The sequence below is a fragment of the Streptomyces sp. NPDC086549 genome (assembly GCF_044746205.1).
Taxonomy (GTDB): domain Bacteria; phylum Actinomycetota; class Actinomycetes; order Streptomycetales; family Streptomycetaceae; genus Streptomyces.
The window spans coordinates 266699-282323 of sequence record NZ_JBIVBS010000009.1 but is presented as its reverse complement, the minus strand read 5'-3'; the positions used below and the strand labels follow the sequence as shown (position 1 = coordinate 282323).

The window sequence follows — 15625 nt, the reverse complement described above, 5'->3', positions numbered from 1 at the left end:
AGGAGATCTACGGGATCGGGGCCGGCGCCGGACCCGGTACGCCCGGCGCCGGCGCGGGGGTCACTTGGTCGCCGCGTCCCAGGCGGCGTCCAGCTTGGCCAGCTGCCCGTTGATGTCGTCCGACGAGAAGAGCGCCTGACTGGCCGAGTAGAAGGCGTTGTTCAGTCCGGAGGGCATGGCGTCGTCGTTGGCCGCCCAGCCGATCGCCGAGACCTTCGTGTTCTGCTGGGTGACGTAGGAGTAGGAGTCCTTGAAGACCTGGGTGACGTCGACGCCGTAGTCGGCCAGGGTCTTGCCCTTGAGCATCGGGAACGCGCCGTCACCCTCGATCAGGGCCTTGTAGTTGGCCGGGTCCAGCGACCAGGCCTCGGCGAACGCGGTCGCCTTGGCCCGGTCGGCGGTCTTGGCGCTGATCGCCATGGAGCCGCCCACCGCGAACGGCACGACGAGCGACCCGTCCTCGGTGGGGGTGAGGAAGGCGCCGAAGTCGTCGGCGTGGTCCTTGGGCACCGAACCGAGGAACCAGCTGCCCATCATGTACATCGCGCTCTTGCCCGACGTGAAGTTCGTGATGGAGTCGGCGTACTTGACGCCCAGGGCGCCGTCCTCGAAGTAGCCCTTCTCGACCATCGTCCGGTACTTGGCCACCGCCGCCTTGACGTTCGTGTCGCTGAACTTGACCTTTCCGGCGTAGCGCTTCTTGAGCCAGTCCGGGTCCTTGCCCAGCACGTCCGCGGAGAGGATGCCGACCAGCGGCATCGACGCCGCGAACGGGTCGCCGCCGCCCAGCTCGACCGGGGTGATGCCGGCCGCCTTGAGCTTGGCGCACACGGCCATGAAGTCCGACCACGTCCGGGGAGGCGCGGCGATGTGCGCCTTGGCGAACAGCTTCTTGTTGTAGAACACCTCGGGGATGATCTGCGAGTTGGTGGGCGGAATGTAGACCTTGCCCTTGTAGGCGTTGCCCATGGGGAGCATGAAGTTGGCGTTCACCCACTTCTGGTCGTACGGCTTGAGCAGCCCGGCCGTCGCGAACGTCGACGGGGTGATCGACTGGAGCAGGTCGGGGAACTGCCCGGAGGCCTGAAGCTGCTTGGCGTACGCGTCCCGGTCCGTGCTCGGAGCGACGATCTTCTTGACCGCGACGTCCGGGACCTTCTTCTTGGCGTTGGCGATCGAGGTGTCCCAGAACTTCGCGGTCAGGCTGGGGGTCTCGAAGGTGAGATAGGTCAGGGTGGTGCCATCCTTCGCGCTTCCGGTCGCGGCGGCAGAGCATCCGGTGAGGGCGAGCCCTGCGGCGAGGCAAGCAGCGGTCAGACGGTTGTGCCGCATGAAGTCTCCTGAAGGGACGGTGTGACCCGATGGGTGGATGAGACCCGGCGGGTGGATGAGACTCGACGGGTGGGGGGAGATCGGAGCGGATCGACGCCGCGTCACCCTTCGAGATAACGTTATCGCGAGGATAGGAGCGCGTTGCGGGAATGTGTCAAGGGCCGGTCTGATATCGGTCCACAGTTTCGACGAGGAGTTACCGGATGAGCCGAGCACGGCGTGGGGACGAAGGGCGGCCCAAGCGTCCGACGATGGTCGACGTCGCTCGCGAGGCCGGGGTGGCCCTGCGCACCGTCTCACGGGTGGTCAACGACGACCCGACGGTGGGACCGGAGTACGTCGCCAAGGTCCAGGCCGCGATCGCGGCGCTGAACTACCGTCCGGACGAGCGCGCCCGGCAGCTGCGCACCGGCGTCACCGGAACGATCGGCGCCGCGGTACGGCGGATCGCCGAGGTCAACCCGGAGCTGGCCGCCATCGAGCGGACGGCCCGCGACTCGGGGCTGACCCTCCTGGCCGCGTCCACGGACTTCGACGAGGCCAGGGAGCGCGACATCCTGATATCCATGTGCCGGCAGCGCCTCGACGGCATCATCGTCGAGCCGTTCGGCGAGAACCACGGCTATCTGCAGCCGGAGCTGGAGGCGGGCATGCCGCTGGTGGCCATGGACCGGCCGATGAGCGGTATCTCGGTGGACTGCGTCATGTCCGACAACGCCTCCGGGATCGGCATGGCGTTCCACCACCTGCACCAGCACGGGCACCGCCGCATCGCCTACATCGGCGACAGCGAGCGCGTCTTCTCCGGCCGGGAGCGCGCCGCGGCGTTCCGCGCGGCCCTGCGGGCCCACGGCGAGGCCGTGGAAGGCCTGGTGCACCCCGGCGAGATCACCGCCGAGCGGGTGGCCGCGGCGCTGGACACGGCTCTGCGGGGCGCGGATCCGGCGACCGCCCTGGTCACCGGCAACATGGACACCACACTCACGGTGCTGCGGCACCTCGGGCCGCAGGCGGCCTCCCGGCTGGCCATGGTCGGCTTCGACGAGGTGCCGCTCGCCGATCTGCTGCAGCCCGCCCTCACCGTGATCGCCCAGGAGACCTCCAAGATCGGCCGGACCGCCGTCGAGTTGCTGCGCGCACGCATCGCCGACCCCGGCCGGCCGGTGCAGACCGTGATCGTCCCGGTCACCTTGAAGGTCCGCGGATCCGGGGAGGTGCGGGCCTGATGTCCAGGTGGCATGACTTCGTGTTGGCCTCTTGATGGACACGCAGGGCACCGGGAGTCGTTCGCGATAACGTTATTTCGGTGGGCCGGTCATTCCCTTCGAATCCGGTGCCGACCCACGATGGCCGCGGCCGCTGTGAACGCCGCGTCACTCCTGGCTGAGCTGCCGCTGAAGGCTGCGCGTGAGGTGCTCCGCCATGGCTTCGGCGGCGCGGTCGGGCTTGCGGCGGAGTATCGCGCGTACGACGCGTTCGTGTTCCGCCAGCGTGGGGTCGTCGGCGCTCCCGACGCTCCCGACGCTTCTCAGGCGAAAGACGTGCAGATGGGAGTGGAGCCGCTCCACCGCATCGGCGAGCAGCGGACGTTGCGAGGTCACCGCGACCGCGTCGTGAAAGCGCTGGTCGAGACCGGCGAAGTCGCGGTAGTCCGCGTACCGCCCCGTCGGCCCCGGGTGAGTCTGCATCTCCTCCACGAGCCGCTCGATGGAGTCGAGCTGCTCCTCGGTGGCGTTGATGGCGGCGAGCGCCGCCGCTCGCGGTTCCAGGAGGAGTCGCATTTCGAAGAGCTCCTCAAGGCCCTCGCGGGTCAGCAACTCGGTCGCCCGATACCCGGAGAGCGACCTTTTCACCACAAGTCCGTCGGACTCCAGCCGGGCCAGCGCCTCACGGACGGGCGTGGGTGAGACACCCAGGGCACGCGACAGTGCTTCGATCCCGACGCGTGCGCCGGGGGCGATCTCATGGTCCATGACCATGGCCTTGATCTGCTCGTAGACGCTGTCCGAAAGGACCTGGCGACCAGGACCGGCGGATTGGCTTCGTCCATCGGACTCCGGGGCCCTGGCGGAGGAACTGTCATGCGGTGGCATCCGTTCTCCTGCTCCTGGTGCTCCGGGGTGTCGGGACCAGAGCAGTTTAACGAGGTGAGGGCCGTACTCGGCGCCGCCGATCCCGGCGGTGCCGTCAGGCGTCGGCGGCGTCAGGCACGCGCAGCCGGTAGGCGTTCACGGCCGTGCCGCCGAATACGCCGGCCCGTTCGTCCACGCTGAGCCCGGCCGTCAGAGCGCGGGCCGCATCGAGTACCTCCGCGTAGTCGGCGGCCACGGTGCACACGGGCCAGTCGGAGCCGTACATGACCCGGTCCGGCCCGAAGGCGCCGAGGACCGTCTCGGCGAAAGGACGCAGGTCGTCGACCGTCCAACCGCACCAGTCGGCCTCCGTGACGAGGCCGGACAGCTTGCAGAAGGTGTTGGGCTCGGCCGCCAGGGCTCGCAGTTCCGAAGCCCACGGTTCGAGCACGCCCGTCGCGATGGCGGGTTTGCCGACGTGATCCAGCACGAACCTGAGGCCCGGCAGACGGCGGGCCGCGGCGGTGGCCGCGGGCAGCTGGTGCGGGAGGATGACGAGGTCGTAGGCCAGGCCGGCGTCGGCCACCGCGGACAGCCCCCGCAGGACATCCTCCCGTACCAGCCACCGCGGATCGGGTTCCGACTGCACCTGGTGCCGGATGCCCGCCAGCCGGCCGCCACCGGGCAGTTCACGCAGCCGGGCCAGCGTGTCCACCACATCGGGAGCTGTCAGGTCGGTCCATCCGACCACCCCGGCGACCAGCGCGTCGGAGGCCGCCTGCGCCAGCATCTCGGGGGTCTCCTCCGGGACCGTCAGGGTCTGGACCATCACGGTCGCGCCGACTCCGGCCCGCTCGGCCTGCGGACGCAGATCCGACAGCGAGAAGGACCTGCGCAGCGGTGCGAGTTCGGGACCGGTGATCCAGCCCTGGTCCCGTACGGCCAGGTCCCACACATGGTGGTGGGCGTCGACGAGTGGCGTGTCGCTCATGCGGTTCTCTTCTCCATATCCCTCTCCCTCTCCTTCTCCGATCCGTCCTCGGTGATCAGGGCGTCACGGCATGAGGAACACCTGCTCCATCGAGGCCCACCACTCCCCCGGTGCCGCCTCCTCCACCGGCTGCTGGCAGGGTGCGGTGAGCCGCCACCAGGCCTGCGTCGCCTCGTCGGCGGCCATGCGGGCCATGTCCGCGGCCAGATCGTCACCGTGGTACTCGAAGTAGCCGAACAGCAGGTCGCCCAACAGGTGGATCGAGTAGTTCCGGACGTGGCAGTCCCGCAGTGTGTCCAGCACCGGCTGGGGTACGTCGCGGTGCAGCTCGCGATACGTCTCCAGCTGCTCCGGACGGACCCTGATCACCTGCGCCACGCGCCTCATACGATCTCCTCCTTCGCGGCCTCTGCCGAGAGCGCACGGTCGTGGATGATACGGATGATCCGGCCGCTCATCCGGTCGTAGTCGCGGTCGTTGTCGACCTCGCCGCGGATGCGGTGGTCGGCCATGACGAGCACACGGTCCGCCAGTGTGATCATCTCGGTGAGGTCGCTGCTGATCAGCAGGATCGGCAGGCCTCCGTGGGCCAGCTCCCAGAGGAGTTCATGGAAGCCGTGTTTGGTACGTACGTCGACACCCACGGTCGGCTCGTCGACGATCAGCAGCCGGGTGTCGGCCGCGAGCCATTTCGCCAGGCTCACCTTCTGCTGGTTGCCCCCGGACAGTTCACCGGCATTCTGCTCCAGCCCCGAGACACGGATGCCGAGGCGTTCGACAAGGTCCTGGGCCTCGTTCCGTTCCTCGGCGGCGGAGATGAACCCGAGGACCTTGGCAAGCTTCTTCCACACGGTGACCGTGATGTTCCGGTGGATGGGCTGTTCGAGGAAGACGCCTTCTTCCTTGCGGTTCTCGGTCAGGTAGCCGATGCCGAACTCGTGCAGCGCCTGGCGGGGGGAGGCGATCCGGGCCGACTTGCCGTGCACCCTGATCTCGCCGCCCGTCACCCGGTCGAGGCCCAGTACGGCCTTGACCAGTTCGCTGCGTCCGGCGCCGACCAGTCCGTAGAGGCCGACGATCTCTCCGGGCCGTACCTCCAGGGAGATGTCCTGGTGGCCGTCGGCGGTGGAGATCCCGTCGAGCGCGAGGACCGGGGCGGCCGTACGGTCCGGGGTGCGCGGCCGCATCTCGGTCGCCGTGTGTGCGCGGCCCACCATCAGGTTCACGATGTCGTCGTGCGTGTGGTCGGCGAGCGGTGAGGACTCCAGCACGGACCTGCCGTCGCGCAGTACGGTGACGGTGTCGCAGATCGCGAAGACCTCTTCCAGCTTGTGGCTCACGAACACGACGCAGGTGTCACGAGCCGTCAGCCGCCGGACGACGTCGAAGAGGCGCTCGGCCTCCTGCGGGGACAACGAGGCGGTCGGCTCGTCGAGCAGCAGCACCTCGCTCTCGGTGTGGAGCGCCTTCGCGATCTCCACCAACTGCTGCTGGGCCACGGACAGTTCACGGACCGGCCGGAGCGGGTCGAGGTCCAGACCCAGCTCCGCCAGACAGCGCAGGGCGGGCGCGTTCATGGCCTCCCGGTCGACGAGCCCGCGGCGCGAGGGAGGGCGCTGGAGCGTGATGTTCTCGGCCACCGAGAAGTCGGGTATGAGGTTGCGCTCCTGGTGGACGACGCCGATTCCGGTGCGCGTGGCCTCCAGCGGCGAGCGCAGGTGAACCTCCTCGCCGCGCCAGGTGAGCCGGCCGCCGTCGGGCGTGTGGACGCCGGTCAGGACCTTGATGAGGGTGGACTTCCCCGCACCGTTCTCGCCGAGCAGCGCGTGCACGGATCCGGCCGTCAGGCGCAGGCCGACGCCGTCCAGGGCGCGTACTCCGGGGAAGACCTTGGCAATCTCCCGGCCTTCGAGAAGAACGTCGCTCATCGGACACCTTTCGCGTTCGGCAGGACGTCGCTCATCCGGCACCTCCCACGTGTGGCAGGGTGGCGTCGGCCTTCGGTCCCCGGCCCGCCGGTGCCGATGGAGTACTCCCCTGCCCCGTGCGTCTCTTGCCCTTCTTCTCCACATGTGACTGGTGGATCCGGCCGCCGACCACCGTGCCGAGCACGACCAGGCCGATGAGGAAGTTCACCCAGCTCGGGTCTAGCGAGAACTGGGCGCGCGCGGCGTCGATGAGCCGCATGACGAACGCCGCCAGCACCGTGCCGAACACCGCGACGGATCCACCGTTCAGCGCGACGCCTCCGATGATCGGAGCGGCGAAGCTCGGCAGCAGCCAGTCGCCGCCGACGCTGCGGTTGACGCCGGGCAGCGACGCCGTCGCGGTCACGGCGGCGACGCCGACCAGGAGGCCGGACAGCGTGTGGGCGAGCACGATCTGCCGGTCGGTGGAGATGCCCGACAGTCGCGCCGCCAGCGGGTTGCCGCCTGCCGCGAGGAGCCGACGGCCGGCGGTCGCCCGGTACAGGAACGCGGCCAGCAGGGCCGCCGCCGCGAGCGCCGTGAGGAACACCAGGGGGAGGTTGAGCGGAGCCGCCCGGCCGAGGCGCTTGAGGGTCGGTGAGTAGCCGTCGACGGTGCGCGTGCCGGCCAGCCGGTACTGGGCTCCCAGCAGGATGGTCATCGTGCCGAGCGTGACGATGAAGCCGTTGATCCGCGTCGCCACGATGAACACACCGGTCGCCAGACCGACCACCGTCGCCGCGAGTACGCCGGCCGCGACCGCGAGCGGCGCCGGGACACCGTCGTCGGCCATCAGGACGCCCATCAGACAGGCCGTGAAGCCGCCCAGGGCACCGACCGCGAGGTTGAGCTGTCCGACGCACAGAGCGACCATCTGGGCCAGTCCGATGAGGATGGGCGTGGCCAGGTACTGCAGGAAGGTCCGTACCGACGGTCCCTGGAAGAACTCGCCCGACGAGGCCACTCCCAGGGCGAGGTATCCGGCCAGTGTCACGCACAGCAATGTCATGGTCGTGGAGCGGGACAGGCGGCGCAGGGCCGCGCCGGTACGGGCTCCGCGACCGTTGGTCGTGATCACGTGGAGCGCACCACCTTGCGATAGGACACGACGGTGCGCACCCGGTCGGCCGACAGGGCCAGCAGAAGGACGCAGCCGAGGTAGATGTTCAGGCTCTCCAGGCCGACACCGAGCAGATCCAGGCCCTTGCGGATCACGCCGACCAGCGACGTGCCCAGCAGGACGCCGAGTACGGAGACGACGCCGCCGGTGAGCAGGGTGCCGCCGAGGACCGCGCCGAGGAAAGAGGGCAGCATGAAGTCCTCGCCGATGGAGGCGCGGAACGAGCCGGTGCCTACGGCGGCCATGAAGCCGGCGAGCGCGGCGAGCAGTCCGGAGAGGGTGTGCGCGAGGATCACGCGGCGGCCCGTGGGGATGCCCGACAGCTCCGCCGCCGCCGGGTTGGCACCGGTCAGCAGCAGTTCCCGGCCCATGCGGGTGCGGCTGTACAGGAAACCGAGGCCGCCCAGGGCCAGTACCGTGAACTGGGCCAGTTGCGGGACGGCCGGGGATCCGCAGACGGGACCGACGCAGATGTCGGCGAGCGAGGTGGAGCGCAGGTCCATGAGCCCGCTCGGCTGCGTGGTGAAGGCCGCGTTCTCGGTCAGCGCCGAGTAGAGCAGGGAGACCAGTCCCAGCAGGGCGAAGTCCATGGCCAGGGTGACCACGAAGGAGCTCACGCCGGTACGGGCGATGATCCAGCCGGTCAGGGCGCCGACGGCGGCGCCCGCCAACAGGCACAGGAGCAGGCCGAGTTGGAGCGGCAGGCCGAGCTGGTCGTAGCCGAGGCCCGCGAAGAGGGCGCCGAAGGCCGCCATCCGGCCGACGGCGAGGTTCATGTGTCCCACGGAGAGGACCACCATCTGGGCGAGCGCCACCACGGTCAGCGTCGAGATGTCCCGCAACAGGGGGAACAGTACGAGCCGTTCGTCGAGGAACGCCGGCCGAAGGACGCCGAACAGCGTGGCGAGAGCGAGGGTGAGCACCAGGAGACCGAGCCGCTGGTTCACCCAGAACGGCAGCCGTTGCGCGGTCCGCGGCGCGGCATCCGCCGCGTCGGCCCGGCTGTCGTTCTCCGGTGTCACGGCGGGTGCCTTCATGCCACCCTCCTGTCGTCGATGGCGTCCATGTCCCAGTCGATCCCGATGCCCGGCACGTCCGGCGCCACCGCCCGTCCGTCACGGACCGTCAGTTCGGTACGGGTCACCGCCCTCAGCTGCGGGATGTACTCGACGAACATGCCGTTGGGCACCGCGGCGGCCAGGCTGACGTGCAGTTCCATCAGGAAGTGCGGGCAGACCATGGCGTTGTGGCTCTCCGCCGTGTGCGCGACCTTCAGCCAGGGTGTGATGCCGCCGATGCGCGCGGCGTCGACCTGGATGACGGAGGCGGCGCCCGACTCCAGGTACGAGCGGAACTGCATGGCGGAGTACAGGGACTCGCCGACGGCGACGGGAATCCTGGTCGCGGCCGCCAGGCGGGCGTGTCCGCTGACGTCATCGGCCGGGAGGGGCTCTTCGAGCCAGTACGGGCCGTGGGGTTCGAGGGCGGTCGCGAGGCGGAGTGCCGAGGAGATGGTCTGTGACTGGTTGGCGTCGGTCATGATGTGCATCGACGGGCCGACGGCCTCGCGGACGGCACGCAGCCGCTCGGCGTCCTCTGCCACGTGCGGCTTCCCCACCTTGATCTTGACGCCCGCCCATCCGGCCTTCTGTGCCTCCAGTGCCGAGCGGACCAGGTCGTCGGTGCTCAGGTGGAGCCAGCCGCCTTCGGTGTCGTAGAGCGGGACCTCCTGGCGGTGGCCGCCGGCCAGCCGCCACAGCGGTTCGCCGGCGCGCTTGCACCGCAGGTCCCACAGCGCGGTGTCCACGGCGGCGAGGGCGAGGGAGGTGATGGCTCCGGTGGTGGTGGCCCGCGTCGTGGCGAACAGCCTCTGCCACAGTGCTTCGACGTTACGGGCGTCCGCTCCGACGAGGAGAGGCAGCAGGTGCTCCCGGAGCAGGGCCAGGACGGACGACCCGCCGGTGCCGATCGTGTAGGCGTAGCCGGTTCCCCGCAGGCCGTCCGAGGTGGTGATCTCGACGAGGATCGTCTCCTGCTTGACGAAGGCCTGCACGGCGTCCGTGCGGTCCTTCTCCACCGCGATGTCGGCGAGCAGTGCCGTGGCGTTCGTGATGATGGTCATCGTGCGAGGTCCGCTTTCCGTAGTGCCGTCGGCGGTCACTTGCAGACGAGGAACGTGTCTGCGAACTGCTTCTTGAGCTGCTCGGTCTTCGCCTTCCTGGCCGAGTCGTAGGTGCCCACGTTCGCTTTGGTGACCACGAACGAGCCGGAGTCGATGATCTGGCCCGGGTCGCGCATGGTGCACTGGTGCGTCTGCAGCAGCGCCAGCGCCCAGGTCCCCACCTCGGCCTGACCCACGGGGTTCTGCACCACGGTGGCGGTGACGGAGCCGTCCTTGATCGCGCTGAGGATCTTGGCGTCGTCGTCGATGGCGACGACCTTGGCCCTGGATCCGGAGCTCTTCACCGCGTCGGCGGCGGCGACGGCGGGGTTGTAGGCGGTGGTGACGATGCCCTGGATCTGGTTGCCCTTGGCCGCGAGCAGGTCGGAGACCGCCTTCTGCGCGGTCTGCAGGTCCTTGTCGACGTCGGTGATGGTCTGCAGCAGTTTCACCTTGCCGCCGGACTCCTTCACCGCCCTGGTCACGCCCTTGATGCGCAGCTGCGTGTTGGCGTCCACGTTGTTGCCGGTGAGGTGGACGAGCGTGCCCTTGCCGCCCATGGCGTCGATCGCGGTCCTGGCCGCCTTGTAGGCGGCGACCTCCACGTCCGTGGAGAGGCAGAAGTCGGCCTTGTCGGTGCCGCCGGCCGGGCAGGAGGCGAGCGAAGCCACGGCGAAACCCTGTGACTTGAGGTCCGCGAAGGTGGTGTTGATGTCGGTGGGCGAGACCCCGAAGACGCCGAACGCGTTGTAACCGCGGGCCGCCAGCGTGGAGAGCAGGTTGTCCTGCTTCTGTTGGTCCCACTCGGAGGTCTCGTCGAAGGTCACGTCCCCGAGGCCGTACTTCTTCTTCGCTACGGCTCCAGCCGCCTTCCACGGCTGGAAGTACGGGTGGGCGCCGCCGGGCACGAGGGCCACCTTGGTGCCCGACCCATCGGCCAACTCGGCAGTGCCTGTTCCGGACTTGCCGGACGCGGGCGCCTGGGACCGAGTGCCGGGGGACGCACCGGAGGACTTGATGGTGCAGGCCGCCGAGCCCGCCATGAGCACAGCGACTGCGACGGCACCTGACAGAACGGAACGGGTCGGGGGACGCATCTCCACACTCCCCAGAATCAAATAGGAAATTGGTAGGGCGATGTTCAGTCAGACACCGCCCCCCGTCAACCCCCTGAACCACACGATCGATGACGTCCGCCCTGACACACCAGCCAAAACAGTCAGTTAACGGGCGGTCAGGCGTGCACTGAAGGCTCTGGAATCCGGTCACGCCGATCCGTCGGCCGGCCGTCATTCACTCGGATCAGGTCCGAAATCGTATAGGAAATTGTCGTCTCAGAGAGGGCCGGTACCGTCGGCCGATACGTCGTCGACCCTGATCAGGTGCAGGGACGTGCTGGACCAGTCACCTGCCGGCAGCTCGGGCCTGATCCCGTACCCGGCCAGCACGGACGCGTGATGCACGACGCCGGTGGCGGCGTCCCGGTAGCGCGCGGCGGGATCCAGGCCGGCGAGCCTGAGGGCGGGACGCGGCGTGCCGTGGCGCGGTGCCCTCTGCCACACCAGCACGAAGGCCTCCCGGCGGTCCGCGGAGGTGTACTGCACGGCGGTCGGCCCGTCGTCGACGGGACCGCGAAGCCGGTACTGGGTGCCGTGCTGGACGATGTGACGGACCTTCTTGTACTCCGCCACCAGCTCCGCGCCCTCGGCGAGTTCCTCCGGTGCCCAGCGCGCGAGGTCGCCGCCCACCGCCAGGACCCCCGCCATCGCGACGTGGAAGCGGTAACGCAACGGCACCGAACGGCCGGTGAGCTGGTTGGGCACATCCGTCACCCAGGCCGCCATCGCCCGGGCCGGGTAGATCTGGCTGAAGCCGTGCTGGATGGAGACCCGGTCCGCCGCGTCGGTGTTGTCGGACGGCCACGCCTGGTCCGTGCGGGAGAGGATGCCCAGGTCGACGCGGCCGCCGCCACCGCTGCACGTCTCGATGCGCAGCCCGGGGTGGTCCGCGCGCAGCCGGTCGATGACGCCGTAGAGATTGTGCACGTACCGCGTCCACAGCAGGTCCTGCCCGTCCTCGCGGGCAGGCCAGCCGGCCTCGCTGAAGGCACGGTTCATGTCCCACTTGAGGAAGTCGATCCCGTTGTCGGCGACCAACCGGGTCAGCCATCCGTACGCCCACTCGGCGACGTCGTCACGCGCGAAGTTGAGCACCAGCTGGTTGCGCAGTTCGGTGCGGGTGCGGTGCGGGAAGTGCAACACCCAGTCGGGGTGCGCCCGGTAGAGGTCGCTGTCCGGGTTGGCCATCTCGGGCTCCACCCACAGGCCGAAGCGCATGCCGAGCCGGTGGACCTCCTCGACGAGCGGGCCCAGCCCCTGCGGGAACCGCTCGGCGGCCGGGGTCCAGTCACCCAGTCCGGCGGTGTCGTCGCGGCGGCCCCCGAACCAGCCGTCGTCGACGACGTAGAGTTCCACCCCGAGCTTCGCGGCCCGGAACGCGAGCTCCCGCTGACCGGCCTCGTCCACCTCGAATCCGGTGGCCTCCCAGGAGTTGAACAGCACGGGGCGCGTCTCGTCCGGGTACGGGAGCACATGGTTCCGGACGTACCGGTGCCAGCCGCGGCTCGCCGCGCCGAAGCCGCCGTCGGTGTACAGGGCCGCGAAGCGCGGGGTCGCGTACTCCTCCCCGGGACCGAGTGGCAGTTCCGTTCCGTCGTGCCCCGCTCCGCCCGTGAAGGACGTCCGCCCGTCGGGCGTGCGCTGCACCACGAGGCGCCAGCTTCCGCTCCAGGCCAGGGCCGCGCTCCACACCTCGCCCCGGTCCTCGGTCGCCTCGCCTGCGTCCAGCATCAGCCACGGGTTCGCGTGGTGGCTGGTGATGCCGCGCCGGCTGGTGAGCACGGTCTCGCCGTGCGGCACCGGCTCCCGGTGCAGCAGGTCCTCCGCCGACCACTGGCCCGTGACATGACTGATCCGGTAGTCGTCGCGCAGCGGCAGGGTCCAGGCGGCCGAGTCCGCGCGCAGCAGCGCCATCGGCTGCCGCCCGGTGTTGCGCAGCACGGTCCAGCGCTCGATCACGTCCGTGCTGTCGTGGACTCGGTAGTGGAGCGTGACCGCCAGCGGGTAGTGACGGTCACGGAACTCAAGGGCGAGTTCCCTGGTTCCGGGCGCCGGCTCGCTGATCCGGTGGCCCAGGTGTGCCCACTCGAAGGCCCGGGTGCCGTCGGCGAACCGCACCCGCAGGGACGGCGCCCCGTACCGGGCCCCGCCGTCGACCGGCAACTCCTCGCCGGCCGGGGAGCGGCCCTCGAAGCTGCTGACCTCTTCTGCCGGGAGAGGTACGAGCTGACCGGCTGCGGCAAGGGTCAGCCGAGGTCCCCAGGCGAGGTGACAGGGCGCTCCCGTGGGGTCGATCCACAGCGCGTACGACGTGCGTGCAGTGGAGAGCAGCCAGACACCTGAGGTGGGGTCGAAGGAGATGACAGACATGGATCCTCACGTTTGGAGAGCGCCACACAGGAGCAGGGTGCAGCCAACCCTGCCTTTGATCAGGTGTCAACGCCCGCCTGCCGTCTGCGTTTCACAGGTTCGTCATGGTCAACTCATGCTCTTGGAAAGGAGTTTGCTTTATTTATTGACAGCGAAAAAGAACCTCCCTAAGTTTCCGGCCATGTGTCCGGCCCCCTCTCGTGAGGCGGCCCCGGCGATGACGCCGGCCGCTTCCCTGGTACTCCCCACCGTGCTCTCCCACGGTCCGCTCACTCGGACCGAGGTGGCGCGGCGCACCAGGCTCTTCCCCGCCGACGCCATCAAGGCGGTCGGTCCGCTGACGGAGCTCGGCCATCGGGTCGAGGGTGTGGAGACGGTTCACCAGCGGGCTCACCATCGTCTTGGGCAGGGGCTGAACCGCCGGCCCGACCCCCCGGTGACCTGCCACCCGGCCGCCTCTCCCCGGCGTCCCGTCCGGTAAGACGCCGATCCCCTGCCCGGAACAACGCCCGTCCCCCACCGGGTACCACCGCACGATTTTGCTCACCCCATCCCCAGGAGGCGACCCATGCGGTCATCCCCTTACAGAGCCCTGCGCGGAGCCCTCCCCGGCTTCCCGCGCCGTACCGTCAGAGCGATGATGGTCCTGGCCGTCACGGCCGGACTCGCCGCAGCGGTCCCGGCCGCCGCCACCCAGGCCATGGCCGTCGGCTCCAAGTCCACGACCACAGCCGTCACCTCGGCCGCGACCACGGCGGACGCCGGCTCCGGCATCGCGGCCAAGCCGTACATGGGCTGGTCCAGCTGGAGCATGCAGTCCTCCAAGTACCCGGGCCTGAACCCGGACGGCGACTACAGCTACCTCACCGAGGCGAACGTCCTGAAGCAGACGGACGCCCTCGCCACCACGCTGAAGAAGTACGGGTACGACCACGTCAACATCGATGCCGGTTGGTGGATGGACCGCAACTGGACGTCCGAGTTCGACCGGTACGGCCGGCAGACGCCCGACCCGGTCCGGTTCCCCGACGGGATGAAGTCGGTCGCCGACCACATCCACGCCAAGGGCCTCAAGGCCGGCATCTACCTGCCCGTCGGCCTGGAGAAGGGCGCGTACGGCGAAGGCAAGGTGCCGATCTGGAACGCTCCCGGCTGCACCACCGCGGACGTCGTCTACTCGGACCTGCGCACCACCAACGGCTGGGACAGCGCCTACAAGCTGAACTTCGACAACCCCTGCGCACAGAAGTACATCGACTCACAGGCCCAGATGCTCGCGGGCTGGGGCTACGACTTCCTGAAGCTGGACGGAGTGGGTCCGGGCTCGTTCAAGTCCGGTGACAACTACAACAACGTCGCGGACGTCGCCGCCTGGCACAAGGCCATCGGGACCACCGGGCGCCCGATCCATCTGGAGATCTCCTGGTCGCTCGACATCGGACACGCCGCCGACTGGAAGAAGTACTCCAACGGCTGGCGCATCGACACCGACGTCGAGTGCTACTGCAACACCCTGGTCACCTGGGAGAACTCGGTCAACGACCGGTGGAACGACGCCCCGGCGTGGAGCGGCAAGGCAGGCCCTGGCGGCTGGAACGACCTCGACTCGATCGACGTCGGCAACGGGGCGATGGACGGCCTCACCAAGGCCGAGCGGCAGAGCTACATGACGCTGTGGGCCATCAACAAGTCGCCGCTGTTCACCGGTGACGACCTCACCAAGCTGGACAGCTACGGTCTCTCCCTGCTGACCAACCAGGAAGTCATCGCCGTCGACCAGAGCAGCTCGCCCGTCGCCCGTCCCGTCACCCCGATGGGTGACGAGCAGGTCTGGGGATCCAGGAACCCCGACGGCACTTACACCGTGGCACTGTTCAACCTCGGCGACTCGTCGGCCTCCGTCACCGCCGACTGGGCATCCTTCGGCTTCACCGGCGCGGCCTCCGTACGCGACCTGTGGAACCACAAGAACCTCGGGACGTACAAGAACAAGATCTCCGCGACGCTGCCCGCACACGGCTCACGGCTGTTCACCGTCAAGCCCGGCGGCGCCTCACTGACAACCGCCGGTTACGAGGCCGAGTCCGCGAACAACACCCTGACCGGCAACGCCTCCGTTGCCACATGCGACTCCTGCTCCGGCGGCAAGAAGGTCGGCAACCTCTACCTCGACAGCAAGCTGGGGTTCAACGACATCACGGTACGGAAGGACGGCATCTACACCGTCAACATCCACTACGTCAGCGGCGACCCCCGCTCGGTGACCGTCTACTCCAACAGCGGTAACGGCACCCACCTCAAATTCCCCTCCACGGGCGACTGGAGCACGGTCGAGACCGTCAGCGTCCAGTTGGCCCTGAAGGCGGGCTCCAACACCATCACGTTCGACAGCGGCTGGGACTACTCGCCTGACATCGACAGGATCGACGTCCCCAAGTCCGCCTGACCCTCGGCGGGGCCCGGCAGCGACACGACCGGGCCCCGCACCCGGGAA

12 protein-coding genes are annotated in these 15625 nt (G+C 69.1%); 2 read left to right on the top strand and 10 right to left on the bottom strand.

Annotated elements, in window-relative coordinates; translation table 11 throughout:
• Nucleotides 1-60: 60 nt before the first annotated feature.
• Nucleotides 61-1332 carry an ABC transporter substrate-binding protein gene (locus ACIPSA_RS27685; RefSeq protein WP_402639105.1) on the bottom strand — a complete coding sequence of 424 codons (1272 nt, stop codon included), beginning with the start codon at nt 1330-1332 and terminating at the stop codon, nt 61-63.
• 203 nt (nt 1333-1535) lie between these two features.
• On the opposite strand from ACIPSA_RS27685, the gene ACIPSA_RS27680 reads away from it, so the two are divergent.
• Nucleotides 1536-2558 carry a LacI family DNA-binding transcriptional regulator gene (locus ACIPSA_RS27680; protein ID WP_402639102.1) on the top strand — a complete coding sequence of 341 codons (1023 nt, stop codon included), beginning with the start codon at nt 1536-1538 and terminating at the stop codon, nt 2556-2558.
• Nucleotides 2559-2705: 147 nt separating this feature from the next.
• Here the strand turns inward: ACIPSA_RS27680 and ACIPSA_RS27675 are convergent, their stop codons facing one another.
• From ACIPSA_RS27675 to ACIPSA_RS27635, 9 genes are all read right to left on the bottom strand, one after another.
• On the bottom strand, nt 2706-3425 hold the full coding sequence (locus tag ACIPSA_RS27675; RefSeq protein ID WP_402639100.1) for a GntR family transcriptional regulator: 720 nt from the start codon (nt 3423-3425) through the stop codon (nt 2706-2708).
• Nucleotides 3426-3519: 94 nt separating this feature from the next.
• A complete protein-coding gene (locus tag ACIPSA_RS27670; RefSeq protein WP_402639097.1) occupies nt 3520-4395 on the bottom strand; it encodes an amidohydrolase family protein in 876 nt (291 codons plus the stop codon).
• Nucleotides 4396-4458: 63 nt separating this feature from the next.
• Nucleotides 4459-4782 carry an L-rhamnose mutarotase gene (locus tag ACIPSA_RS27665; RefSeq protein WP_402639095.1) on the bottom strand — a complete coding sequence of 108 codons (324 nt, stop codon included), beginning with the start codon at nt 4780-4782 and terminating at the stop codon, nt 4459-4461.
• Nucleotides 4779-6323: a sugar ABC transporter ATP-binding protein gene (locus tag ACIPSA_RS27660; RefSeq protein WP_402639093.1), complete on the bottom strand. Its 1545-nt coding sequence runs from the start codon at nt 6321-6323 to the stop codon at nt 4779-4781. Before ACIPSA_RS27660 ends, ACIPSA_RS27665 begins: the two co-directional genes overlap by 4 nt.
• Before the next feature lie 31 nt (nt 6324-6354).
• Entirely contained in the window at nt 6355-7440 is a 1086-nt protein-coding gene (locus tag ACIPSA_RS27655; RefSeq protein ID WP_402639091.1) for an ABC transporter permease, read from the bottom strand.
• On the bottom strand, nt 7437-8519 hold the full coding sequence (locus ACIPSA_RS27650; RefSeq protein WP_402639088.1) for an ABC transporter permease: 1083 nt from the start codon (nt 8517-8519) through the stop codon (nt 7437-7439). Before ACIPSA_RS27650 ends, ACIPSA_RS27655 begins: the two co-directional genes overlap by 4 nt.
• Nucleotides 8516-9604: a mandelate racemase/muconate lactonizing enzyme family protein gene (locus tag ACIPSA_RS27645; protein ID WP_402639086.1), complete on the bottom strand. Its 1089-nt coding sequence runs from the start codon at nt 9602-9604 to the stop codon at nt 8516-8518. The genes ACIPSA_RS27650 and ACIPSA_RS27645 overlap by 4 nt, the downstream gene beginning before the upstream one ends.
• 35 nt (nt 9605-9639) lie before the next feature.
• On the bottom strand, nt 9640-10740 hold the full coding sequence (locus tag ACIPSA_RS27640) for a sugar ABC transporter substrate-binding protein (protein WP_402639084.1): 1101 nt from the start codon (nt 10738-10740) through the stop codon (nt 9640-9642).
• A gap of 237 nt (nt 10741-10977) precedes the next feature.
• Nucleotides 10978-13131: an alpha-galactosidase gene (locus tag ACIPSA_RS27635; RefSeq protein ID WP_402639082.1), complete on the bottom strand. Its 2154-nt coding sequence runs from the start codon at nt 13129-13131 to the stop codon at nt 10978-10980.
• Nucleotides 13132-13699: 568 nt separating this feature from the next.
• Between ACIPSA_RS27635 and ACIPSA_RS27630 the strand changes: the two genes are divergently transcribed.
• Nucleotides 13700-15577, top strand: coding sequence for an alpha-galactosidase D (locus ACIPSA_RS27630; protein WP_402639080.1), 1878 nt, complete (start codon nt 13700-13702; stop codon nt 15575-15577).
• The last annotated feature ends 48 nt before the right edge of the window (nt 15578-15625 follow it).